Here is a 23,306-nt window from a genome sequence, read left to right as displayed (position 1 = left end):
GATTCAGAATATGCCACGAGGTCCTCCGGCGGGCGGCTACGCGCGTCACGGTGTGCCGCCATGGACCGGCGCCGACTGACCTCTCGCCGACAACCTGACCTGGGTCAGATAATCTTCGTCCCGTGACCGTCGTCGACACCCTCCGCCGCTTCAACCGCACCTACACCCAGCGCGTCGGCGTGCTCGAGGAGTCGCACCTCGGCACCGGACGCACGCTGGGGGCCTCGCGCCTGCTCTACGAGGTGGACGGCGACACGGGCTCGACCGTCGGCGAGCTCCGCGACCTCCTCGGGCTCGACTCCGGGTACGTCGCCCGCCTGCTCCGCGCCCTCGAGTCCGACGGCCTCGTCGCCACCGAGCCCGACCCCGCGGACCGCCGACGCCGCCGCGTCGTGCTCACCGCCGCCGGCCGCGCCGCCCGGGCCGACCTCGACCAGCGCTCCGAGGACCTCGCCGCCCGGCTCGTCGCCCCGCTGACGCCGCGGCAGCAGGCGCGGCTCGACGACGCGCTCGCCACCGCCGAGCTGCTCGTGCGCGCCGCCACGGTCGAGCTCCGCGAGGTGGACCCCGCCGATCCCGCCTCCGTCCGCGCCGCGCGGGAGGCCCTCGACCGGTACGTCGCGGAGGTCGCCGACCGGCTCTCCGGGGGCTTCGCGCCGAGCGGCCTCGACGCGGTGGAGCCCGGGTCGACCTGGGTCGTGGCGACGAGCGACGGCCGCCCCGCGGCGTACGGCGGGATCCGCCCCCTCGACCTGCCCGCCGGTGTGGCGGGCGACGGGCCGGCCGTCGAGGTGAAGCGCATGTGGGTCGACCCGGCGTGGCGGGGAGCCGGGCTGGGCGGCCGGATGCTCCGGCACCTCGAGGAGCTCGCGCGGAGCCGCGGCGCCGAGCGGGTCGCGCTCGACACCAACAGCGCGCTCGACGAGGCGGTCGCGCTCTACGAGCGGGCGGGGTACGCCCGCGTCGAGCGCTACAACGACAACGCCGACGCCGAGCTGTTCTTCGCGAAGCGGCTGTGAGGGCGGCTCCTCAGGTCGACCACACCCCCACGACGTAGCCACCGCCGTCGTAGGGCGCGCGGTCCCACGACGCCCACACCTCCGGCGGCGCCAGGCCCGCCGCGGCGAAGGCCGCCTCGACGTCGGCCAGCGGCGTGGGCGGGCAGCCCGACGGCAGGTGGGCCGCGTCGAGGCCGAACCCCGCGACGAGGAGGCCGTCGGGCGCGACGTGCGCCGCGAGAGCCGCGGCCGTCGCGCCCAGCGTGCCCGGCTCCAGGAGCGGGAGCACGTTGCCCGCCACGACGACGACGTCGAAGCGCTCGCCCAGGTCGAGCGCCGCCAGGTCCGCGACGTGCCACGCCAGGTGGGGGGCGTCGCGGCGGGCGACCCGGACCATGGAGCGGTCCACGTCGACACCGACGACGGGGTGCCCCAGCTCGTGCAGCCGCACCGCCACCCGCCCCGTGCCGCAGCCCGCGTCGAGCACCCGGGAGGGCGGTGGGGCGAGCGCCGTCACCAGCGTCGCCTCGCCGTGCACGTCGGCCCCGGCGTCCGCCTGCTGCCGGAAGCGGGCGGCGTACGCCGCGGCGTAGTCCTCCCCGGCCTGTGCTCGTGCGACCTGCTCCCACCTCGTGACCACGGGGTGAGTCTCGCCGATGCCCCCTACTTCCGGCCGCGGCCCCAGTTGAGGCCCCAACCGAACGCCTGGTCCAGCTCGACCTGGTCCGCGCCGTACCGCACCTCGCGACGTACCTGCAGCGAGCCGCCCTCGTTGGTGAGGAGGGCGATGGCGCAGGCGCGGCGGTCGGCGGCGGGCTCGTCGAGCCGCACCTCGATGGGGGGCGCGCCGACCGGGTGCAGCGTGACGACGCCGTCGGCCGCCGCCCAGTTGGGGACGCCCTCGTAGATGAAGGCGTAGATCAGGATGCGCTTGATCTCGCCCAACCGGTCGAGGTTGACGAAGAGGTTCTCGCCGCCCTGCGCCGTACCGGAGCGGTCGTCGCCGTCGAGCATGACCCACGGCGGACCGTCGATGCTGCCGAACGCGTTGCCCAGCGCCTGCACGCCGCCCTTGCGGCCGTCGCTCAGCTCCCAGAGGCACCCGAGGTCGAGGTCGACCGCGCCGCTGCCGGCGGCGAACGCCCGCTTGAGGAAGCCGCCCTTGGCGGGCGCTGCGCCCTGCGACCAGTTGAGGTTGATGCGCATGCGGCCGCCGGCACCGGCACCCTTCGTGAGCGAGATGCTGGGGGCGGCCTTCGTGAGTGTGACCTTGGAGAGGTTCGGTCCCCCGGCCGGCGGCTGGCTCGGCGGCTGCTGGGGAGGCTGGCTCGGCTGCTGGGGGCGCTTGGTGTAGTCGACCATGGCGACCGTCCTGCCCCGCGGGCGCGCCGGTGAACCCCCGTGCGGCGGTCCGGATCGCGCGCGTTTGGACCGCGCGCGTTTGGACCGCGCGGCACGGGCAAGAGTGCGCGACGGTCCGGGAGGTCCGGTCCACGCACGGAGGAGGAACCAGTGGTCGACCTGACGAAGCGCGCCGACACGGCGCAGGGCGCCATCATCTCGCTGCTCAAGCGGGAGGCCGACAAGGGCATCGACCTGGGCGAGATCACCGCTCGTGTCGTGGTCGCGATCGACTACTCGGCCTCGATGAACAGCCGTTACGCCAACGGGGAGGTGCAGGACCTCGTCGAGCGCGTGCTGGCGCTGAGCCTCGCGGGGCTCGACGACGACGGCGACATCCAGGTCCACTTCTTCCACAACGACCCCTTCCCGCCGCAGGAGGTCGACAGCGCGAGCTACAGCGGCTTCGTCGACCGTTGGCGGTCCGGCAAGTCCATGGGCGGCACCAACTACTCCGGTGTCATGAAGGCGATCCTGGCCGAGGCCGGCCACGGCAAGAAGGGCCTCGGCAAGCGGCTCTTCGGCCGCGGCAACGCCCAGCCGGAGGGCCCGGTGGCGGTCCCGACGCTCGTGCTCTTCGTGACGGACGGCGAGCCGTTCGACAAGGACGCGACCAAGAAGCTCCTCGTCGAGGCCAGCGCCACGCCGGTCTTCTGGCAGTTCCTCGGGCTGGGCTACTCGCCGCAGTTCCTCCAGGACCTCGACACCATGGGCGGTCGCGTCGTCGACAACGTCGGGCTCACGTCGATGCAGGACTCGAAGGCCACGGCCGACGAGGCGTGGTTCCACGCCGTGCTCGAGGAGTACGTGACGAGCTGGGTGCCCGCGGCCCGCCAGGCCGGCCTCATCGCCTGAGGGCGGGCGACGCTCTCGCGGTCCGGGCGGGGTGCGCGCCACCGCGTACGTTGGTGGGCATGACCATCGACGTCCCGCTGCGGACCCTCAACGACGGCACGACGCTCCCCGCGGTCGGCTTCGGCACCTACCCGCTCAAGGGCGACGAGTGCGTCACCGGCGTGCTCTCGGCGCTTGAGGTCGGCTACCGCCTCATCGACACCGCGGTGAACTACGAGAACGAGGAGGCGGTCGGCGAGGCGCTGCGTCGCAGCGGCCTCCCCCGCGACGCCTACCAGGTGACGAGCAAGGTCCCGGGCCGCGACCACGGGTACGACGACGCGATCGCCAGCGTCGAGGGCAGCCTCGCGCGGCTCGGCCTCGACCACCTCGACCTGCAGGTCATCCACTGGCCCAACCCGAGCCGGGGGAAGTTCGTCGAGGCGTGGCGGGCGTTGGTCGACCTCCGCGAGCGCGGGCTCGTGCGGAGCATCGGCGTCTCCAACTTCACCGAGGCACACCTCGAGGAAGCGATCGACGCGACCGGCGTGGCCCCCAGCGTCAACCAGGTGGAGATGCACCCCTACTTCCCGCAGACCGCGCTGCGGCAGGCCCACCGGCGCTGGGACGTGCTGACCGAGGCGTGGAGCCCGCTCGCCCGGGTCGGCGACCTCGCCGAGGAGCCCGCCGTCACCGGACCGGCCGCGCGCCTGGGCGTCGACCCCGCCGCCGTCGTGCTGCGCTGGCACGTCCAGGTCGGGTCGCTGCCCATCCCCAAGTCCGCCTCACCCGCGCGGCAGCGCAGCAACCTCGACGTGTTCGGCTTCGAGCTCACCGACGCCGAGGTCGAGGCGCTCACCGCCCTCGGTCGACCGGACGGCCGCATCTTCGGCGCCGACCCCGAGACGCACGAGGAGATGTGACCGGGTCGCCGGCGACGCCGTACCTCGCCGTCGACGGCGCCCGTCTCGACGCCAACGTCCGACGCGTCCAGGCCGCCGCCGACCGCGCCGGCGTGCGGCTGCGGCCGCACGTCAAGACGCACAAGGTGCCCGCGATCGCGCAGCGCCAGCTCGACGCCGGCGCCGTGGGCGTCACGGTCGCGACGGTCGGCGAGGCGGAGGTCTTCGTCGAGCACGGGTGCACGGACGTGCTGGTCGCCTACCCGGTGTTCCTCGACGAGGCGCGGGTACGGCGCGTGCTCGACCTCGCCGAGCGCGCGCGGGTGGTCATCGGGGTGGACTCCGTCGACGGCGCCCGGCGGGCGGCTCCGCTGGCCGGAGCCGTGGGCGTCGCGGTGGAGGTCGACTCGGGACACCGCCGCAGCGGCGTCGATCCGGAGGGCGCAGGCGCGGTCGCGCTGGCCGCGGCCGACCTCGGCGTCGCGGTGGAGGGCGTCTTCACGTTCCCCGGCCACGGGTACGCCCCGGGGGTGGCCGCGGAGGTCGCGGCCCAGGAGGCGGCCGCGCTCGCCGAGGCGGCGGCGGTCGTCGTGGCCGCGGGGATCCCTTGCCCCGTGCGCAGCGGCGGGTCGACGCCGACGCTCGAGGCCACGCTGGTGCGGTCCGAGGCTCCTCCCGTGGTGGACGAGCTCCGACCCGGCGTCTACGTCTTCGGGGACGCGCAGCAGTGGGAGCTCGGCCACCACGCGCCCGAGGACATCGCCCTCGTGGCCGTCGCCACCGTCGTCAGCCACGCCGGGGGGCGCGCGGTGCTCGACGCGGGCTCGAAGACGCTGGGGGCCGATCGCGCGGCGTACGCCAGCGGGTTCGGTCGGCTCCTCGACCACCCGGGCGCCCGGATCGTCCAGCTCTCCGAGCACCACGCCGTGGTGGACCTCGCCGGGGCGGCGCTCCCGGCGGTGGGCGAACGGGTGCGCGTGGTGCCGAACCACGTCTGCGCCGCCGTGAACCTCGCCGACACGCTCGTCGTCGACGGCGAGCAGGTGGCGGTCGCGGCGCGGGGGCGCAACAGCTGACGGAGGAACCCTCCGCAGGAAGGCCTCAGGAACGCCCCCTACGATCGCGGCCCATGAGCTACCGCGCCTGGTCCTCCCGCCGCCTGATCGCCGTCACCGCCCTCGTGGCCGTCCCGCTCCTCGCCGGGTGCGGCGCCGACGAGGGCGACTCCGACAGCTCCGGCAGCTCCGGGAACGGGTCGTCCGCCGGGTCGTCCGCCAGCGCCGCGGACGATGCCGTCGCCGGCACGTGCGAGTACCGCGAGACCGGCCAGGCCGCCCGCGACGTCGACCTCCCGCCGGCCGAGCCGACGGTCACGGTCGACACGCCGGCGACCATCGCGACCAGCAACGGCGACCTCGACGTCACCCTCCTCGGCGCCGACGCGCCGTGCACGGTCGGCTCGTTCGTCTCCCTGGCGGAGCAGGGGTTCTACGACGACACCCCGTGTCCGCGGATCACGACCATGCCCGGCTTCGAGCTGCTCCAGTGCGGCGACCCCACCGGCACGACCTCCGGCGGGCCGGGCTACGAGTTCGACGACGAGCTCTCGGGCGACGAGACCTACGAGGCCGGCACCCTAGCCATGGCGAACGCGGGCCCGGGCACCAACGGCTCGCAGTTCTTCATCGTCTACGGCGACACGCAGCTGAGCCCCGACTACACGGTCTTCGGCACCGTGTCCGCCGACAGCCTCTCCGTCATCGAGGAGATCGCGGCGGACGGCGACGACGGCAGCAACCCCGCCGGCGGCGGCGCGCCCGTGACGCCGATCGACATCGAGTCGGTCACGATCGGCTGACCCGCGCCCCGCACCACCCGCGGGACGTCATGCGTCGCGGCGCCTCGGGCGACCGGGCCGCATGACGTCCCGAGGGCGTCGCGGTGCGCGGGGCTCCCGGGGCGTGCCCTCCGCCGCGGCCACCGCGTCCAGGCGGCGTTCCAGCACCTCGAGCCGGCGGTCCGCCGCGGCCCGGTACGGCGCGAGCCAGCGATCGACGGCCCCGAGCGGCGTCGGGTCGAGCGCGTAGATGCGCCGCGGTCCCTCGCTCCGCACCCGCACCAAGCCCGCGTCAGCGAGCACGGCGAGGTGCTTGGAGACGCTCGGCTGGGCCATCCCGGTGGCCTCGACGAGCGCCCCCACGGCGCGCTCCCCCGCGACGAGCTCGTCGAGGAGTGCGCGGCGCGCGGGCTCGGCGAGCACGGCGAAGAGGTCGCGTCCCATGCGTCCATATTCCCCGGCGGGCATAGGTCGGGCAAGGAATCGGGAGGCGCTGGATCCCGGTGGTGGAGCGGGATCGGGCCCGCGTCGCGCTCCCCCGGCGGCGCCGGATGCGCCCGCGGGCTTGATCGCCTCGCCAGGACGGGCACGGTGGGACCGGTCAACGCCCGCGACACGGAAGGTGGAAGCACATGCTGACCCTCACCGAGAACGCCAGCACGATCGTCAAGGACATCACCGACGCGCAGCCCGACGCTGCGGGTCTGCGGATCAGCAGCGAGAGCGCGACGGAGCCGGCCTTCGCCGTGGCCGTCGCCCCCGCGCCCGAGGAGGGCGACCAGGTCGTCGAGCAGAGCGGCGCGACCGTCTACCTCGACACCGACGCCGCCCAGCAGCTCGACGACAAGGTGCTCGACGCCGCCGTCGACGACCAGGGTGCGGTGCAGTTCGCGCTCGGGATCCGGGACTGATCTCGCCCCTCCTCGTGTAACGCGGTGTTCGTGCTACTGAAGCAGCGGTCGACCACTGCCATGGACACCCGGACACCGCGTTACAGCACGGCACGGCGGCCACCCTTCTCCTAGGGTGGCCGCCGTGACTGCTCCCAGCGTGTCCCTCCGCCACGACGAGGCCCGGCAGCGGGCGAGCCTGCTCGACGTCACCGCCTACGAGGTGGAGCTGGACCTCGCCTCCTCCGACGCGACCTTCGCCTCGCGCACCACGCTCCGCTTCACCAGCGAGGGCGGCCCGACGTTCGTCGACGTGAAGCCGCGCGAGCTGCGCAGCGCCACGCTCAACGGCTCGCGGCTCGACCCGGGCACGCTCGACCGCGGGCGGCTCCCCCTCGTCACCGCCGCGGGCGAGAACGAGCTCGTCGTCGACGCGGTCATGGCGTTCCGCACCGACGGCGAGGGCCTGCACCACCACACCGACCCGGCCGACGGGCGGCGCTACGTCTACGGGATGAGCTTCATGGACGCGGCCCCCAGCGTCTTCGCGTGCTTCGACCAGCCGGACCTCAAGGCGCCGTACACGTTCACGGTCCGCGCCCCGCGCGACTGGACGGTGACGGGCAACGCGCCCGGACGCGAGGTCGAGCCCGGGCTGTGGCGGTTCGACGAGTCGCAGCCGCTCTCGACGTACTTCGTCACCCTCGTCGCCGGGCCCTACCACCACCTGCGCGACAGCCACGACGGCATCGGGCTCGGGCTCTCGTGCCGCCAGAGCATCGCGCGGCACCTCGAGTCCGACGCCGACGAGCTGTTCACGCTGACGCGGCAGTGCTTCGACGAGTTCCACCGGCTGTTCGGCATCCGCTACCCGTTCGGCGACTACCACCAGGCGTTCGTGCCGGAGTTCAACGCCGGGGCGATGGAGAACCCCGGGTGCGTGACCTTCCGCGATCCGCTCGTCTTCACGAGCCGGGTCACCCGTGGCACGCGGATCCAGCGCGCCACGACCGTGGCGCACGAGATGGCGCACCAGTGGTTCGGCAACCTCGTCACGCCGCGCTGGTGGGACGACCTCTGGCTCAACGAGTCGTTCGCGGAGTACATGGGCAACCGGGTCACCGCCGACGTGACGGAGTACGGCGACGCGTGGGTCCACAACGCGCACCGGCGGCGCCAGTGGGGTCTGGTGGCCGACCAGCGGCCCACCACGCACCCGGTCGCCGGCAACGGGGCGACGGACGCCGCCGGTGCGCTGCAGGACTTCGACGGGATCTCCTACGCCAAGGGCTCGAGCGTGCTGAAGCAACTCAACGCGACCCTCGGCGACGAGGTCTTCCTGGCCGGCGCGGTCGACCACTTCACCCGGCACCGCTTCGGCAACGCGACGATGCACGACCTCGTCGGCTCGTGGGAGCGCGCGGGCGCCGGCGACCTGTCGGCCTTCGTCGAGGGATGGCTGCGCACCCCGGGCGTCGACGACCTGCGCCTCGACCGCGCGGCCGGTGCGGTGCTGCGGGTGCCGCCCGCCGCGCACCCCGCCGACCGCAGCCACACGGTCCGCATCGCGACCGCGGAGGCCGACGGGGAGTGGGAGGTCCACGCCACGACGCTCGCGGCGCCGTCCACGCCGTTCGCCGTCGGCCCCGCCACGGCGGTCGTCATCGACGCCTTCGAGGACTCCTGGTCGCGCTCCGCCCCGGACGCCGCGACCCTGGTCGCGCTCCCCGCGCTGCTCCGGCAGGGCGGGGACCCGATGCTGCGCGCGGGCGTCTGGAACAGCCTGCGCACCGGCGTCCACACCGGCGCGGTCTCCCCGGCGGAGGCGACCGGGGTGGTCGTCGCCGGGCTCGGCACCGAGGAGGACGACGACGGCGTCACGGTCGTCGGCGGCTGGGCGCTCGCGCGGCTCCGGGCCGTGGTCGACGACCCCGGCGCGCTCGACGCCGGCGTGCACCGGGCCGCCGGGGAGGTCCTGGCGCGGGCGACCCCGGCGAGCACCCTGCAGCTCGCGGCCTTCGGGCTGCGGGTGACGTCGAGCGCCGATCCCGCGGCGCTCCGCGGCTGGCTCGTCGGGGAGGGACTGCCCCCGGGCCTCGAGCTGGACGAGGCCGTCCGCTGGCGGATCCTCCTGCGCCTCGCGGTGCTGGGCGAGGTGGACGCAGGGTTCCTCGACGACCGGCTCGACGAGGCCCCGACCGCCGTGGCGCGGGTCGAGCACGCGCGGGCACGTGCCGCCCTCCCCACCGCGGAGGCGAAGGCCTGGGCCTGGCGCCGGTTCACCGGCGAGGACACGGCGCCCAACTACGAGGTCGAGGCCGCCGGCCTCGCCTTCTGGCAGCGGGGCCAGGAGGACCTGACGGACCCGTACGTCGAGCGCTACGTCACCGGCGTGCCCCGGCTCGGCGACGTGTTCTCGGGCTGGCTGCTCGGCGACGTCGTCGAGGCGTTCTTCCCGCTGACGGCCCGCCGCCCGGACGTCGTCGAGCGGACCCGTGCCCTGGCGGCGCAGCCCGACCTGCCCGGGCCGGTACGCCGGCGGGTGACCGACATGGCGGACGAGCTGGAGCGGCGCCTGTGACGCCGGCCCACGCCGGTGTCCCGGCGTGGGTGCGCAGAACTGTCGGCGGCCGAACCTAGGTTCGTCGCGTGCGCATCCTCCACACCTCCGACTGGCACCTGGGCCGCTCGTTCCACCGAGCCGACCTGCTGGGCCACCAGGCGGCGTTCGTCGACCACCTCCTCGAGGTGGTCGTCAGCGAGGGCGTGGACCTCGTGGTCGTCGCGGGCGACGTCTACGACCGGGCGCTCCCGCCGGTCGACGCGGTGCGGCTCGCGGACGACGCGATCGCCCGTCTCGCCGCGACCCCGGCCCGGGTCGTCGTGTCGAGCGGCAACCACGACTCCGCGCGACGCCTCGGCTTCGGCGCGCGGGTGATGGACGCCGCCGGGGTCCACGTGCGCACCGACCCGGCCGGGGTCGGCGTCCCGGTGCTGCTGGAGGACCGGCACGGGCCGGTCGCCGTCCACGCGCTGCCCTACCTCGACCCCGACGCCGTGCGCGAGCCGTGGGGGCTGCCGGCCCGCTCCCACGAGGCCGCGCTCGGTGCCGCGATGGAGCGGGTGCGCGCCGACCTCAGCGGGCGGCCGGGCACCCGCTCGGTCGTCCTGGCCCACGCCTTCGTCGCCGGCGCGCAGCCGAGCGAGTCGGAGCGCGACATCGCCGTGGGTGGCGTCGACCGCGTGCCGACGAGCGTGTTCGACGGGGTGGACTACGTGGCGCTCGGCCACCTCCACTCCCCCCACGTGCTCGACGACCGGTTGCGGTACTCGGGGTCCCCACTGGCCTACTCGTTCTCCGAGGCCGCCCAGACCAAGGGGTCCTGGCTGGTCGACCTCGCCGCCGACGGCACGGTGCGGGCCGAGCTCGTGCCCGCGCCGGTCCCCCGTCCGCTCGCGCGGCTGCGGGGCACGCTCGAGGAGCTGCTGGCCGACCCCACGCTGGCCGCCCACGAGGGTGCCTGGGTGCAGGCCACGCTGACCGATCCGGTGCGTCCCCGGGGCGCGATGGAGCGGCTCCGCCGCCGGTTCCCCCACGCCCTCGTCCTCGGTTTCGAGTCCTCCGACCGACCGGCGGGACTGCCCCCGCGCCCGACGGCGGGCCGCGGGGCGCACGACGTCACCCTCGACTTCGTCTCGTTCGTGCGGGGCACGCCGGCCGACGCCGCGGAGGCGGCCCTCCTGGCCACGGCCTGCGAGGCGTGCACGGGTGACCGTGAGGCCGACCCTGCGGACGGCCCCGTGGACGGCCCCGTGGAGGTGGCGGGGTGAGGCTGCACCACCTGGAGATCACCGCGTTCGGCCCCTTCGCCGGCACGGTGGCGGTCGACCTGGACGCCCTGGCCGACGGCGGCCTGTTCCTGCTGTGCGGCCCGACCGGGGCCGGCAAGTCGAGCGTGCTCGACGCGATCTGCTTCGCGCTGTACGGCGCGGTCCCCGGCGAGCGCAACGGCGCCCGTCACCTGCGCAGCGACCAGGCCGCTCCCGAGGTCGCGCCCCGCGTCGTGCTCGAGGCGACGCTGTCGGGACGCCGCTTCCGGTTCAGCCGCAGCCCCGCGTGGGAGCGGCCCAAGAAGCGGGGCGAGGGCCTCACGACCCAGCAGGCGACGGTGCTCGTGGAGGAGCGGGTCGACGGTGCGTGGAGCCACCTGACGGGACGCATCGACGACGCCGGCCACCTCGTCGGGCGGCTCGTCGGCCTCACCCTGACCCAGTTCTGCCAGGTCGTGCTGCTCCCCCAGGGCGAGTTCCAGCGGTTCCTGCGCGCGGGGGGCGACGACCGGCAGAAGCTGCTCCAGAGCATCTTTCGCACGGGCCGGTTCGGTGACGTCGAGCGCTGGCTCGCCGAGCACCGCCGCGTGCTGCGCCAGGAGTCGCTGGCGCTCCAGCGGCCGATCGCCGAGGCGGTCAACCGCATCAGCGAGGCAGCGGGCGTCCCGCTGCCCGCGGAGGTCCGGTTCGACGATCCTGCCGGCGGGGTCGGCGCCGACGACCTCGCAGCGTGGGCGGGGGCGGCCGAGGCGGACGCGGCCGAGCTCTCCGTCGCGGCGGAGGCGGCGCTCGCACCGGCCGTCGCCACGGCCGCCGCGGCGGCGCAGGCCCTCCGGGCGGCTGAGGAGCTCGAGGCCGCACGCCGGCGCCGGCAGCAGCTCGCCGCGCGTCACGACGCCCTGCTCGCCCGGGCGCCGGAGGTGGACGCCCAGCGCCGACGGGTCGAGGAAGCCCGGCGCGCCGCCCCGGTGCTCGGTCTCGTCATCACCCGTGACAGGGCGGCCGACGCCGTCCGGGCCGCCGACGCCGCGCTCGCCGCGGGCCTGCGTCGTCTCGGTCCCGTCGCCGCGGAGACGGCTGGCACGCTCGTGCTCACCCTGGACGACGTCGTCGACCCGCTCGTCCAGGCCGCGCTCGACGAGCCCGCCGTCCGGGCGGCGCTGGCGGACGCCCGGGCGCGCTGCGAGCGCTGCACGGACGCGGTCGGCCGCCAGGCGGAGCTCACCGAGCTCGAGGCCGCCTCCTCCCGGGCGTCGGCCGAGCTGGCCGAGCTCGACCGTCGAGGCGCCGAGCTCGACGAGGCGGAGCGGACACTGCCGGCGCAGATCGGCCGGGTGCGCAGCGCCCTGCGGGCCGACAGCGCTGCCGTGGAGGCCCACCGCGCGGCCGAGCACCGCCGCGCCGCCGCCGCGGCCGCGCTCGCCGCAGCCGAGCGGGTCGAGAAGCTGGCCGGTGTCCTCGCGCAGGCCGAGGTCGAGCTCGCCGCCGCCCGTGAGGAGACCCAGACGCGCCGGGAGCACTGGCTCGACCTGCGGGAGCGCCGCCTCGACGGCATGGCCGCCGAGATCGCCCTCGACCTGGCCGTCGGCGACGCCTGTCCCGTCTGCGGCTCCTGCGACCACCCGCACCCCGCGGCGGTCGGCGCGGACGCGCCCGACGCCGCTGCCGAGCGCACCGCACGCCGGGCCGTCGACGACGCCGAGGCCCTCCAGCAGGCGCGGGTGGACGCCGTGCGCGCCGCCGCCGAGAACCTGGCCCGGGCGCGCGAGGCCGCCCAGGGCACGGACGTCGCCGGGTGGCGCACGGTCGTCGCCGACCTCGACGCGATGCTCGCCGCCCTCACCGAGCAGGTCGACGGGCTCGCCGCCCGCGAGGCCGAGCTCGCGCTGCTGGAGGCGCGCCAGCAGGCGCTGGCCGACGACCGCCGAGCTCTCGCCGAGCGCACGGCGGCGCTGACCGCCGAGCGGCAGCAGCACGCGGTCCGCAGCGGCGAGCTCGCCCGGGTCGTCGGGCGCGTGCGGGCCGTCGAGGGGCAGGAGCCGGCCGCGGCGCTGGCCGCGTTGACCACCACCACGGAGCGGTGGGAGCAGGTGCTCGTCGCGCGGATCGACCTCGACCGGGCCGAGGTGCACCTCGCCGAGACGCAGGAGGTCGCGCTCACCGAGGCGAAGGAGCACGGCTTCGACGACCTCGACGCCGTCACGTCCGCCGGGCTGCCCCACGCCGAGCTCGCGACGCTCGAGCAGCAGCTGCGTCGCCACGACGAGGAGGTCGCCACCACGCGGGAGCAGCTGGCCGACCCGCTCCTCGTCGCGGCGGCGTCCGCCGCTCCCGTCGACCTCGGCGCCCTCCGCACCGCGGCCGAGGAGACGGCGCGCACGGCGAGCGAGCTCCGCACGCGGCACGACATGGCCGCGCGGCGGCGCGACCGCCTCCGGGCGCTCGTCGCCGACCTGCGCGGTGCGCTCGCCGCGTGGGCGCCGGTCCGCGCGCGGCACGACGTCGCCGACCGGGTCGCCACCCTGGCCTCCGGCCGATCGGCGGACAACCGCGTGCGGCTCGGGCTCGCGGCGTACGTGGTGTCGTGGCGGCTGGGGCAGGTCGTCGCGGCCGCCAACCAGCGGCTGGCGCCGATGACGGCGACCCGCTATTCGCTGGAGCAGGAGGCCGGCGCGCTGCGGCTCCTCGTGCGCGACGAGTGGAGCGGCGAGCTGCGGGACCCGGCCACGCTGTCGGGCGGCGAGACCTTCCTCGTCTCCCTGGCCCTCGCGCTGGGGCTGGCCGACGTCGTGGCCGGCGAGTCGGCCGCGGACGGCGAGGGCAGCGACCTCGAGACGCTCTTCGTCGACGAGGGCTTCGGCTCCCTCGACGCGGAGACCCTCGACGACGTCATGGACACCCTCGACGAGCTGCGCGAGGGCGGACGGGTCGTCGGGGTGGTCAGCCACGTCAGCGAGCTCCGCACCCGCATCCCCACCCAGCTCCAGGTCGCGCCGTCGCGCTCCGGGTCACGATTGAGCATCGTCCACGCGGACGGCTGAGGCGCGGCCGCGAGGCGGTGGGCCGGTGGTCTAGGTTCGGTCGCATGAGCGGTCTCGGCATCGACGCGTCATTCCTCGACCTCCCCTTCCGGCATCTGGCGGACGTCGCCCTCGGCCGCGCGGCCGACCTCGGGGTGACCCACGCGGACTTCCGGTTCGAGCGGGTGCGCTACCAGGACCTGCACGTCCGCGACGGCTCCCTGCTCGGCACGCAGGACAGCTCGGACGTCGGGTTCGCCGTCCGTGTCGTCCACGGCGGGGCCTGGGGCTTCGCCTCGGGGGTCGTGCTCACCGAGGACGAGGCCCGGCACGTCGCCGAGCGGGCCGTCGAGGTCGCCCGGGTCGCGGCGGCGATGACGACCGTCCCCGTCGAGCTGGCCGACGAGCCCGTCTACCCGGACGTGTCGTGGACGTCGCCCTACGAGATCGACCCGCTCGAGGTGCCGGTCGCCGAGAAGGTGGCCCTGCTCGTCGACTTCACGGAGCGCCTCCGCGCCCACGACGTCGTCGGCCACGCCACCGCCGGCCTGCGGCAGGTGCGGGAGAACAAGTTCTACGCCGACCTGGCGGGCACGCGCACCACCCAGCAGCGGGTGCGGCTCATGCCCGAGGTCACCGCCATGGGGGCCGACGCGGAGCGCGGCATCTTCGACTCCATGACGTCGATCGCCCCGCCGGTGGGCCGCGGGTGGGAATACTTGGTCGGCCGCCCCGACGCCGGCGGCTGGGACTGGGACGCGGAGCTGGCCGAGATGCCCGACCTCCTGGCCGAGAAGCTGCGGGCGCCGAGCGTCGAGGCCGGCACCTACGACCTCGTCATCCACCCGTCGAACTTGTGGCTCACCATCCACGAGTCGATCGGCCATGCGACCGAGCTCGACCGGGCGCTGGGCTACGAGGCGAACTACGCCGGCACCAGCTTCGCGACCTACGACCAGCTGGGCTCGCTCCGCTACGGCTCGCCCGTCATGAACGTGACCGGCGACCGCACCGCGCCCCACGGGCTCGCCTCGATCGGCTGGGACGACGAGGGCGTCGCCACCCAGTCGTGGGACATCGTCAAGGACGGCGTGCTGGTCGGCTACCAGCTCGACCGCGTGATGGGCCGCCAGAAGCTCGAGCTCAACGACGGTCGGTCCAACGGCTGCGCCTACGCCGACTCGCCCGGCCACATCCCCATCCAGCGGATGGCGAACGTCTCGCTGCAACCCGACCCCGACGGCCCCAGCACGGAGGGCCTCATCGAGCGCGTGGAGCGCGGCATCTACGTCGTCGGCGACAAGTCGTGGTCGATCGACATGCAGCGCTACAACTTCCAGTTCACCGGGCAGCGGTTCTACAAGATCGAGGACGGACGTCTCGCCGGCCAGCTGCGCGACGTCGCCTACCAGGCGACGACCACCGACTTCTGGGGATCGATGGAGGCCGTCGGCGGCCCCGAGACCTACGTGCTGGGAGGCGCGTTCAACTGCGGCAAGGCCCAGCCCGGCCAGGTGGCGTCGGTGAGCCACGGCTGCCCGACGGCGCTGTTCCGCGGCGTACGGATCCTCAACACCGGAGAGGAGGCGGGCAAGTGACCACCTCGCCCACGCCCCAGGAGCTCGTCGAGCGCGCCCTCGCGGCCAGCCGCAGCGACGACGCGGTCGTCATCGTCCGCACCACCTCCAGCGCCAACCTGCGCTGGGCCAACAACACCCTGACCACCAACGGCGAGATGAGCGGCGTCCAGGTGTCGGTGCTCGCCTTCGACCGCCGGGCCGACGGCGTCGCGGTCGGCTCGGTCACCAGCGCCGCGAGCGACCTCGCGCAGGTGCTCGCGCTCGTCGAGCTGGCCGACACGGCGGCGCGGGCGGCCGACGTCGCCGACGACGCCGCGGACCTCGTCGACGGCGTCGCCGCTCCGGACTGGGCGGAGCCGCCGGCCCGCACCTCCATCGGCGTGTACGACGCGGTGGCGCCCGCGCTCGGCACCGCGTTCGGCACCGCCGGGGGCGGCGGGCGGGTGCTCTACGGGTTCGTCGACCACGAGGTCGCGACGGTCTACGTCGGCTCCACCACGGGTCTGCGCCTGCGGCACGTGCAGCCGACGGGCCACTGGGCCTGCACGGCGAAGCCGACGTCCCTCGACCAGAGCGCCTGGGTCGGCGGGGCCACCCGCGACTTCGCCGACGTCGACCCGGTCGCGTTCGAGGCCGAGCTCACGCGTCGCCTCGGCTGGGGCAGCCGTCGCGTCGACCTCCCCGCGGGGCGCTACGACACGGTGCTCCCGCCCACCTCGACCGCCGACCTGATGATCTACCTGCTGTGGATCTCGGGGGCGCTCGACGCCCACGACGGCCAGTCCGTCTGGAGCCGGCCCGGCGGCGGCACCCGCGTCGGCGAGCAGGTCGCCGCACCCGGCGTGCGGCTGCACTCGGCGCCGGCCTACCCCGGGCTCGAGGCCGTCCCCTTCGTCCACACGACCGCGTCGAGCGAGACCAGCTCGGTCTTCGACAACGGCCTGCCGATCGTGCCGACCGACTGGATCCGTGACGGTGTCCTCACCTCCCTGCTGACCAGCCGCCACTCGGCGCGGGTCACGGACCTCCCCGTCAACCCGGCACCGGACAACCTCGTGCTCGACGTCGCCGGCGGGGCCGGCACGACGGAGGACCTCGTGGCGGGCACGGAGCGGGGGCTCCTGGTGACCTCGCTCTGGTACATCCGCGTCGTCGACCCGCAGTCGATGCTGCTGACGGGCCTCACCCGCGACGGCGTCTACCTCGTCGAGGGCGGCGAGATCACCGGCCTGGTCACCAACTTCCGCTTCAACGAGAGCCCCGTCGAGCTCCTCAACCGGTTCAGCCACGCGGGGGCGACGGAGCTCAGCTTCAGCCGCGAGTGGGGCGACTACTTCTCGCGCACGGCCACGCCCGCGCTGCGGATCCCCGACTTCAACATGTCGAGCGTGTCCCAGGCGCAGTAGCCGCGCACCGGTGGGTACCGGGGGCCCGCTGCGCCGACCGGGCGCAGCGGGCGCACGAGCGCCGCACACCGACCGAGGGAGATTCGCATGCGCAAGCTGACGCTGGTGATCGGGATCGGCATCGGGTACGTGCTGGGGGCGCGTGCCGGGACGCAGCGCTACGAGCAGCTGAAGGCCCAGGCCCAGAAGGCCTGGCGCAACCCGACCGTGCAGGACAAGGTCGAGCAGGCCCAGGAGAAGGTGAAGGAGACCGCGCCGCAGGTCGCCGAGAAGGTGAGCGGCAAGGCGGGAGAGGTCGCCCAGACCGTCACCGAGAAGGTCAAGGGCGACAGCGACGAGGACGGCAACGGCGGCGGCGCGCACGCGGCCGGTGCCGCGCAGCCCGGCTCCGCCTTCGGTGCGTGAGGGGCTGCCGATGAGCAGCGTCCACGGGGACGAGACGACCGGCGAGCTGATCGCGCGCCTGTCCACGCAGACGTCCGAGCTGCTGCGCGGCGAGATCCGTCTCGCGCAGGCGGAGATCACGCAGAAGGTGAGGTACGCCGGGTTCGGCGCCGGCGCGTTCGGTGCCGCCGGCGTGCTCGCGCTGTACGGCGGCGGGGCACTGGTGGCGACGGTCATCATCGCCCTCGCGGTCGTGCTCCCCGCCTGGCTCGCCGCGCTCGTCGTGACCCTGGCCCTCTTCCTCCTCGCCGGCCTCCTCGCCGTCGTCGGTCGGAGCCAGGTGAAGCACGCCGCTCCCCCGGTGCCCGAGCGCGCCGTCGAGGGCCTCAAGACCGACGTCCGCACCGTGAAGGAGGCCCGCGAGCATGGCCACGCCTGACGATCCGCACGAGGAGCACCAGCCGACCGTCGCCGAGCTGGAGGAACAGGTCGAGCAGACCCGGGCCGACCTGGCCGACACGGTCGAGGCGTTGGCCGCGAAGGCCGACGTCACCGGTCGCGCCAAGCACAAGGCCGAGGAGGTCGTGCAGCACGCCCGCACGTCCGCCGAGGTGACCGCCGGGCAGGCCGCGCAGGCGGTCGCGAACGCCCGTGACCAGCTGACCGACGACCGTGGCAAGCCGACGCCGGCCGCGCTCGGCGGCGCCGGTGGCCTGCTCGTGCTGGGCCTCGTCGTCGCGGTCGTCGTCTGGCGGCGGAGGAGGTAGCCGTGGCCCTGCTCGGAAGGCACCGCACCGACACCGCGGAGGAGCGCTCCGAGGAGCGCTCCACGGGGGGCTCCGCGGACCGCGCCGAGGAGCGCGCCGACGCGCCCTCGCCCGACGACCCGCGCAAGCCGGACTCGGTCGGCGACATCGAGGCACCGTCGTGGCGCTACGTGCTGCGTCGCACCCTGCGCGAGTTCAGCAAGGACCAGTGCACCGACCTCGCGGCGGCGCTGACCTACTACGCCGTGCTGGCGCTGTTCCCGGGCCTGGTCGCGCTGCTCGCGCTGGTGGGCCTCGTGGGCCAGGGGCAGGCGACGGTGGACACGCTGCTGCAGGTGCTCCGTGACGTGGGCGCCGGCAGCGCCGCCACCACGCTGGAGCCCACGCTCCAGCAGCTGGCGTCCTCGCAGACGGCCGGGGTCGCCTTCGTCGTCGGTCTCGCGACGGCGCTCTGGTCGGCGTCGGGCTACGTCAACTCGTTCGGCCGCGCCATGAACCGGGTCTACGAGATCCGCGAGGGCCGCCCCGTGTGGAAGCTGCGTCCGGTGATGCTGCTGCTGACGGCGGTCGCCGTGGTGCTCGTCGCGCTGGTGGCGCTGGCCCTCGTGCTGACCGGTCCGGCCGCCTCCGCGGTGGGCGACGCCATCGGCCTCGGCGACACCGCCGTGTTCGTCTGGAACATCGCCAAGTGGCCGGTCGTGCTCGGGGCCGTGGTGCTGGTCGTCGCGCTGCTCTACTACGTGACGCCGAACGTGCAGCAGCCGAAGTTCCGCTGGATCAGCCTCGGTGCCGTGCTGGCGATCGCCGTCTGGCTGGTCGCGTCGGCGGCCTTCGGCTTCTACGTGGCCAACTTCAGCAGCTACAACCGCACGTACGGGTCGTTGGCGGGTGTTGCGGTCTTCCTGCTGTGGCTCTGGATCACCAACCTGGCCCTGCTGCTCGGGGCCGAGCTGGACGCCGAGCTGGAGCGCGGGCGCGAGCTGCAGGCCGGGATCGCCGCGGAGGAGAGCATCCAGCTCCCACCGCGCGATACCCACGCCATCGAGAAGAGCGACGAGAAGCACGCCGACGACGTGGACGACGGTCGGCGGCTGCGGCACGCCGCCGGCCGACGTCCCGAGCGGGACGGCCGAGAGGACCGCTGACCCCTCAGGTGCCGGTCGCCGGGTGTCCGCCCGGCACCGGCACCTCGGGGTCGTACGGGGTGCGCGTGTAGACGAACGTCGCCACGACCAGGTGGCTCACGCTGCCGTCGGGACGGCGGTGCACCTTGAGGGTCTCGCCGTCGTGGTAGCCCCCGGTGCCGACCAGCCGCTCCTCCCCCGGCGCGCCGCGCACGGCGAACCGGTGCGCCACGGCGTCACCGCGGCGCACGACGACCTCGTCGCCCGCTGCGCCCTCCACCCGCACGACGTACGGCGTGTTGCCCCAGTGCCACACCCCGACGACGTCCCGGACCAGCGCGGGCACGGCGGCCGGCGCCCGCCAGGGCGTCGGCAGCGTCGGTTCGTGCGCGTGCAGCAGCTCGAGCAGGTCGACGGCGAGCCCGCCCGCCGGTACGCCGGTGGTCGAGCCCGCGAGGACGACCGCGCCCGTGCGGCGCGGGGCGTCGACGAAGCAGGCCGCCTGGAAGCCGGGCATCGAGCCGGTGTGGCCGCGGAGCATCCCGGACCCGCCCGCCAGGAGGGCGAGCCCGAGCCCGTGGGCGCTGGCCAGGCCTGACGCGCGGGTGGCGCCCACCGGGTGGCTCGCCAGGTCCAGCCACCGACCGTCGAGCACGTCGGGGTGCCCGGCGGCGAGGAACGCGGCGTACCGGCCCAGGTCCGTGACCGTCGACCAGACCTGCCCGGCGGGTGCCATGGCCCCCGTGTCGGTGGCGGGCTCGGGCACCAGCTCGCTCGTGTAGGGGTGCACCGAGGCGCCGCTGGCGTGCGGGGCCTCGGGGCCGTAGGAGGTGCGCGCCATCCCCAGCGGCTCGAGCACGGCGGAGCGCACGAGCGACCACCAGTCCGTGCCGCGGACGCGCGCGGCCGCCTCGCCGAGCAGGGCGAAGCCGAGGTTGGTGTAGTGGTATTGCTGGCCCGCCGGGAAGACCGCGCCCGCGCCCGGGTTGGCGGCGACGAGGTCGGCGAACGAGCCGCCCTCCGTGCGCTCCCACCACGCGCCGGCGGGCTCGGACTGCATGCCCGACGTGTGGGAGAGCAGCTGGCGGAGGGTGCGGTCGCCGTAGGTGCCGATCGGCTCGCCGAGGGCCTCGTCGATCCTGCCGCCGAGGTCGAGCAGGCCGTCGCGCACGGCCTGCAGCACGACGACCGCGGTGAGGGTCTTGGTGATCGACCCGATGCGGTACTGCGTGTCCTCGACCGGCCCGGGCACCTCGCCCCAGCCGCCCGACCAGACGAGCGTCCCGTCCCGCACCACGCCGGCGACGAGCGACGGCGCCCGGGCGGCGACCTGGGTCTCCGCGACGCGGGTGAGCAGCGCGCGGGCGGTGCCGGCCAGGACCGGCGCGTCGTCCCTCACGCGCCCTCCCCCACGAGGACCCCGTCCTCCGCGAAGGCCTCGAGGGGCGGGCAGGCACAGACGAGGTTGCGGTCGCCGTACGCCTGGTCGATGCGGGCGACCGGCGGCCAGTACTTGTCGACGTCGTGCCCCTGGGGGAAGACGGCCGTCTCGCGCGAGTAGGCGCGGTCCCACTCGCCGACCAGAGCGCGGGTCGTGTGCGGCGCGTGGCGCAGCGGCGACTCCTCCGCGCTCCACTCCCCCGCCTCGACCCGGGCGATCTCCGCGCGGATCGAGATCATCGCGTCGCAGAAGCGGTCGAGCTCGGCCAGGTCCTCCGACTCGGTCGGCTCCACCATGAGGGTCCCCGCCACCGGGAACGACATGGTCGGCGCGTGGAAGCCGTGGTCGACGAGCCGCTTCGCGACGTCGTCCACCGTCACGCCCGTGGCCTTCGTGAGCGGCCGGAGGTCGAGGATGCACTCGTGGGCCACCAGCCCGTTCGCGCCGCGGTAGAGCACCGGGAAGTGCTCCCCCAGTCGGGCGGCGACGTAGTTGGCCGACAGCACGGCGACCGCCGTCGCCCGCGCGAGCCCCGCAGCCCCCATGAGGCGCACGTAGGCCCACGAGATCGGCAGGATGCCCGCCGACCCGTGCGGAGCCGAGCTGATCGGGCCGATCCCGTCCCGCCGCTCCGGGTCGGGGTGGAGGGGGTGCGAGGGCAGGTACGGCGCCAGGTGCGCCCGCACGGCCACGGGGCCCACGCCGGGACCGCCGCCACCGTGCGGGATGCAGAACGTCTTGTGCAGGTTGAGGTGGGAGACGTCGCCGCCGAAGGCCCCCGGCCGGGCGTGGCCGACGAGGGCGTTGAGGTTGGCCCCGTCGACGTACACCTGGCCGCCGTGGGCGTGCACGACCTCGCACAGCTCGGTGACGGTGTCCTCGTACACGCCGTGGGTCGAGGGGTAGGTGATCATGATCGCCGCGAGGTCGTCCGCGTGCTCCGCGCAGGCGCGGCGCAGGTCGTCGAGGTCGACGCCGCCGTCGTCGCGGGAGGCGACGACCACGACCCGCATGCCGGCCATGACCGCGGACGCCGCGTTGGTGCCGTGGGCCGAGGACGGGATGAGGCAGACGTCGCGGGCGGACTCGCCGCGCGCCTCGTGGTAGGCCCGGATCGCCATCAGGCCGGCGAGCTCGCCCTGCGAGCCCGCGTTGGGCTGGATCGAGACGCGGTCGTAGCCGGTCACCTCGGCCAGCCAGCCCTCGAGGTCGGCGACGAGGCGCCGGTAGCCGGCCGCGTCCTCCGCGGGCACGAAGGGGTGGAGGTCGGCGAAGCCCGGGAGGCTCACCGGCTCCATCTCGGTCGTGGCGTTGAGCTTCATCGTGCACGAGCCCAGCGGGATCATGCCGCGGTCCAGCGCGTAGTCGCGTCCCGAGAGCCGGCGCAGGTAGCGCAGCATCTGCGTCTCGCTGTGGTGGCTCGAGAAGACGTCGTGGGTGAGGTACGGCGTCGTGCGGGCCAGCGCGGTGGGAAGGGCGTCACGGATCGGGTCCACGCGGGCTGGCACCACGCCGAACGCGGCGTGGAGGGCGCGGAGCGTGTGCGGCCCGCTCACCTCGGAGAACGCGATGCCGACCGTGTCGGCGTCGACGAGCCGCAGGTGGAGACCCTCGTCCCGCGCCGCGGCGACCGCGCGGGCGGCGCCGCCGGGGACACGGACCGTGACGGTGTCGAAGAACCCGGCCGTCGGTACGTCGAGACCGGCCGCCCGCAGCGACGCGGCGGCCCGCGCGGCGAGGTCGTGGATGCGCTCCGCGATCCGGCGCAGGCCGTCAGGCCCGTGGTAGACGGCGTACATCGACGCCACCACCGCGAGGAGCACCTGCGCGGTGCAGATGTTGGACGTCGCCTTGTCGCGACGGATGTGCTGCTCCCGGGTCTGCAGCGCGAGCCGGTAGGCCGGCCGCCCCTCCGCGTCCACGGACACCCCGACGAGGCGCCCGGGGAGGTTCCGCTCCAGTCCGGCGCGCACCGCGACGTACGCCGCGTGCGGTCCCCCGTGGAAGAGCGGCACGCCGAAGCGCTGGGTCGAGCCGACCGCGACGTCGGCCCCCAACGTGCCCGGCGACTCCAGGAGGGTGAGTGCGAGGAGGTCGGCGGCGACGACGGCGAGCCCGCCGTGCTCGTGCGCGGCGTCGATGACCGGCCGAGGGTCGCGGACCTCGCCGGAGGCGCCGGGGTACTGCACCAGCACGCCGCACAGGCCGGTCTCGGCGACCGACGACGGCAGTCCGCCGGCGAGGTCGGCCACCACGACCTCGATGCCCATGGCGGCCGCGCGGGTGCGCACGACCGCGATCGTCTGCGGCAGCGCGTCGGCGTCGACGACGAAGGGCCCGCGGGCCTTGCGGTTCGCGCGCCGCACGAGCGTCATGGCCTCCGCGGCCGCCGTGCCCTCGTCGAGGAGGGACGCGTTCGCGGTCGGCAGGCCGGTCAGGTCCCCCACCATCGTCTGGAAGTTGAGGAGCGCCTCCAGCCGGCCCTGGGAGATCTCGGGCTGGTAGGGCGTGTACGCCGTGTACCAGCTCGGGTCCTCGAGCACGTTGCGGCGGATCACCGCCGGGGTCACCGTGCCGTGGTAGCCGAGCCCGATCATCGGCTCCGCCAGGCCGTTCGCCGCGGCGAGGGCGCGCAGCTCGGCGGCGACGTCCTGCTCCGAGGCCGGCGCGGGCAGGTCGAGACGGACGTCGCGGTCACGGATGGAGGCGGGCACGGCGGCGTCCATGAGGGCGTCGAGCGAGTCGTGGCCCAGGCGGGCCAGCATGGTGGCGACGGCATCGGCGTCGGGGCCGATGTGGCGGCGGGCGAAGCCCAGCAGGTCGTCCGTCGCGAAGTCGGGGGTCGTGGGATCGGCGTCCATGAGGCGCTCCGTTCGGGGTCGGCCGGTTCG

General features: G+C 75.0%; 20 protein-coding genes. 15 read left to right on the top strand and 5 right to left on the bottom strand.

Translation table 11 applies throughout. The features are described from left to right. The first annotated feature begins 122 nt into the window (after window positions 1-122). Window positions 123-1,019, top strand: a complete 897-nt coding sequence (locus QE405_RS06960) for a helix-turn-helix domain-containing GNAT family N-acetyltransferase (RefSeq protein ID WP_307199473.1) — start codon at window positions 123-125, stop codon at window positions 1,017-1,019. Between the two features lie 10 nt (window positions 1,020-1,029). On the opposite strand, the gene QE405_RS06955 is transcribed toward QE405_RS06960, so the two are convergent. Then, window positions 1,030-1,638, bottom strand: a complete 609-nt coding sequence (locus tag QE405_RS06955; RefSeq protein WP_307199472.1) for a class I SAM-dependent methyltransferase — start codon at window positions 1,636-1,638, stop codon at window positions 1,030-1,032. Window positions 1,639-1,661: 23 nt separating this feature from the next. Next, window positions 1,662-2,360: a TerD family protein gene (locus QE405_RS06950; RefSeq protein WP_307199471.1), complete on the bottom strand. Its 699-nt coding sequence runs from the start codon at window positions 2,358-2,360 to the stop codon at window positions 1,662-1,664. A 150-nt stretch (window positions 2,361-2,510) separates the two neighbouring features. Here QE405_RS06950 and QE405_RS06945 point away from each other — a divergent pair, with 150 nt between their 5' ends. The 4 genes from QE405_RS06945 to QE405_RS06930 are packed head-to-tail and all read left to right on the top strand — an operon-like array spanning window position 2,511 to window position 5,993. Further along, window positions 2,511-3,254, top strand: a complete 744-nt coding sequence (locus QE405_RS06945; RefSeq protein ID WP_307199470.1) for a VWA domain-containing protein — start codon at window positions 2,511-2,513, stop codon at window positions 3,252-3,254. Between the two features lie 59 nt (window positions 3,255-3,313). Beyond that, window positions 3,314-4,156 (top strand): aldo/keto reductase, encoded by an 843-nt coding sequence (locus tag QE405_RS06940; protein ID WP_307199469.1) that lies wholly within the window; start codon window positions 3,314-3,316, stop codon window positions 4,154-4,156. Continuing rightward, the gene (locus tag QE405_RS06935) at window positions 4,153-5,211 is read left to right on the top strand and encodes an alanine racemase (RefSeq protein WP_307199468.1); all 1,059 of its coding nucleotides are present in this window, start codon (window positions 4,153-4,155) and stop codon (window positions 5,209-5,211) included. Before QE405_RS06940 ends, QE405_RS06935 begins: the two co-directional genes overlap by 4 nt. A gap of 53 nt (window positions 5,212-5,264) precedes the next feature. Continuing rightward, window positions 5,265-5,993, top strand: a complete 729-nt coding sequence (locus QE405_RS06930) for a peptidylprolyl isomerase (RefSeq protein WP_307199467.1) — start codon at window positions 5,265-5,267, stop codon at window positions 5,991-5,993. 27 nt (window positions 5,994-6,020) lie between these two features. Here QE405_RS06930 and QE405_RS06925 read toward each other — a convergent pair whose 3' ends face one another. Continuing rightward, the gene (locus QE405_RS06925; protein WP_307199466.1) at window positions 6,021-6,416 is read right to left on the bottom strand and encodes an ArsR/SmtB family transcription factor; all 396 of its coding nucleotides are present in this window, start codon (window positions 6,414-6,416) and stop codon (window positions 6,021-6,023) included. 188 nt (window positions 6,417-6,604) lie between these two features. Here QE405_RS06925 and QE405_RS06920 point away from each other — a divergent pair, with 188 nt between their 5' ends. The 10 genes from QE405_RS06920 to QE405_RS06875 all read left to right on the top strand — a co-directional run bounded on the left by QE405_RS06920 (window position 6,605) and on the right by QE405_RS06875 (window position 18,995). Next, window positions 6,605-6,883, top strand: coding sequence for a Fe-S cluster assembly protein HesB (locus QE405_RS06920; protein WP_307199465.1), 279 nt, complete (start codon window positions 6,605-6,607; stop codon window positions 6,881-6,883). Between the two features lie 124 nt (window positions 6,884-7,007). Next, on the top strand, window positions 7,008-9,443 hold the full coding sequence (gene pepN, locus QE405_RS06915) for an aminopeptidase N (protein WP_307199464.1): 2,436 nt from the start codon (window positions 7,008-7,010) through the stop codon (window positions 9,441-9,443). A gap of 68 nt (window positions 9,444-9,511) precedes the next feature. Then, entirely contained in the window at window positions 9,512-10,693 is a 1,182-nt protein-coding gene (locus tag QE405_RS06910) for an exonuclease SbcCD subunit D (RefSeq protein ID WP_307199463.1), read from the top strand. Next, on the top strand, window positions 10,690-13,734 hold the full coding sequence (locus tag QE405_RS06905; RefSeq protein ID WP_307199462.1) for an AAA family ATPase: 3,045 nt from the start codon (window positions 10,690-10,692) through the stop codon (window positions 13,732-13,734). The genes QE405_RS06910 and QE405_RS06905 overlap by 4 nt, the downstream gene beginning before the upstream one ends. Before the next feature lie 44 nt (window positions 13,735-13,778). Next, entirely contained in the window at window positions 13,779-15,311 is a 1,533-nt protein-coding gene (locus QE405_RS06900) for a TldD/PmbA family protein (protein WP_307199461.1), read from the top strand. After that, the gene (locus QE405_RS06895) at window positions 15,308-16,699 is read left to right on the top strand and encodes a metallopeptidase TldD-related protein (protein ID WP_307199460.1); all 1,392 of its coding nucleotides are present in this window, start codon (window positions 15,308-15,310) and stop codon (window positions 16,697-16,699) included. The genes QE405_RS06900 and QE405_RS06895 overlap by 4 nt, the downstream gene beginning before the upstream one ends. Before the next feature lie 87 nt (window positions 16,700-16,786). Continuing rightward, a complete protein-coding gene (locus tag QE405_RS06890) occupies window positions 16,787-17,104 on the top strand; it encodes a hypothetical protein (protein ID WP_307199459.1) in 318 nt (105 codons plus the stop codon). 10 nt (window positions 17,105-17,114) lie between these two features. Then, window positions 17,115-17,522, top strand: a complete 408-nt coding sequence (locus QE405_RS06885; protein ID WP_307199458.1) for a phage holin family protein — start codon at window positions 17,115-17,117, stop codon at window positions 17,520-17,522. Then, the gene (locus tag QE405_RS06880; protein ID WP_307199457.1) at window positions 17,509-17,850 is read left to right on the top strand and encodes a DUF3618 domain-containing protein; all 342 of its coding nucleotides are present in this window, start codon (window positions 17,509-17,511) and stop codon (window positions 17,848-17,850) included. The genes QE405_RS06885 and QE405_RS06880 overlap by 14 nt, the downstream gene beginning before the upstream one ends. A 2-nt stretch (window positions 17,851-17,852) precedes the next feature. Continuing rightward, window positions 17,853-18,995, top strand: a complete 1,143-nt coding sequence (locus QE405_RS06875) for a YihY/virulence factor BrkB family protein (RefSeq protein ID WP_307199456.1) — start codon at window positions 17,853-17,855, stop codon at window positions 18,993-18,995. Between the two features lie 4 nt (window positions 18,996-18,999). On the opposite strand, the gene QE405_RS06870 is transcribed toward QE405_RS06875, so the two are convergent. Both QE405_RS06870 and gcvP read right to left on the bottom strand, forming a co-directional pair. After that, complete coding sequence (locus QE405_RS06870) at window positions 19,000-20,373, bottom strand: serine hydrolase domain-containing protein (RefSeq protein WP_307199455.1); 1,374 nt, start codon at window positions 20,371-20,373, stop codon at window positions 19,000-19,002. Next, the gene (gcvP, locus tag QE405_RS06865) at window positions 20,370-23,276 is read right to left on the bottom strand and encodes an aminomethyl-transferring glycine dehydrogenase (protein ID WP_307199454.1); all 2,907 of its coding nucleotides are present in this window, start codon (window positions 23,274-23,276) and stop codon (window positions 20,370-20,372) included. The genes QE405_RS06870 and gcvP overlap by 4 nt, the downstream gene beginning before the upstream one ends. Window positions 23,277-23,306: the final 30 nt, after the last annotated feature.

The sequence above is a fragment of the Nocardioides zeae genome (assembly GCF_030818655.1).
Classification (GTDB): domain Bacteria; phylum Actinomycetota; class Actinomycetes; order Propionibacteriales; family Nocardioidaceae; genus Nocardioides; species Nocardioides zeae_A.
This window is presented reverse-complemented; position numbering and strand designations above follow the sequence as displayed.

What these genes read in the sequence shown, in the direction of transcription:
- QE405_RS06950 (WP_307199471.1), bottom strand. Translation starts at nt 2,360, where the DNA reads ATGGTCGACTACACCAAGCGCCCCCAGCAGCCGAGCCAGCCTCCCCAG.
- QE405_RS06940 (WP_307199469.1), top strand. Translation starts at nt 3,314, where the DNA reads ATGACCATCGACGTCCCGCTGCGGACCCTCAACGACGGCACGACGCTC.
- QE405_RS06930 (WP_307199467.1), top strand. Translation starts at nt 5,265, where the DNA reads ATGAGCTACCGCGCCTGGTCCTCCCGCCGCCTGATCGCCGTCACCGCC.
- QE405_RS06925 (WP_307199466.1), bottom strand. Translation starts at nt 6,416, where the DNA reads ATGGGACGCGACCTCTTCGCCGTGCTCGCCGAGCCCGCGCGCCGCGCA.
- QE405_RS06920 (WP_307199465.1), top strand. Translation starts at nt 6,605, where the DNA reads ATGCTGACCCTCACCGAGAACGCCAGCACGATCGTCAAGGACATCACC.
- QE405_RS06900 (WP_307199461.1), top strand. Translation starts at nt 13,779, where the DNA reads ATGAGCGGTCTCGGCATCGACGCGTCATTCCTCGACCTCCCCTTCCGG.
- QE405_RS06890 (WP_307199459.1), top strand. Translation starts at nt 16,787, where the DNA reads ATGCGCAAGCTGACGCTGGTGATCGGGATCGGCATCGGGTACGTGCTG.
- QE405_RS06885 (WP_307199458.1), top strand. Translation starts at nt 17,115, where the DNA reads ATGAGCAGCGTCCACGGGGACGAGACGACCGGCGAGCTGATCGCGCGC.
- QE405_RS06880 (WP_307199457.1), top strand. Translation starts at nt 17,509, where the DNA reads ATGGCCACGCCTGACGATCCGCACGAGGAGCACCAGCCGACCGTCGCC.
- gcvP (WP_307199454.1), bottom strand. Translation starts at nt 23,276, where the DNA reads ATGGACGCCGATCCCACGACCCCCGACTTCGCGACGGACGACCTGCTG.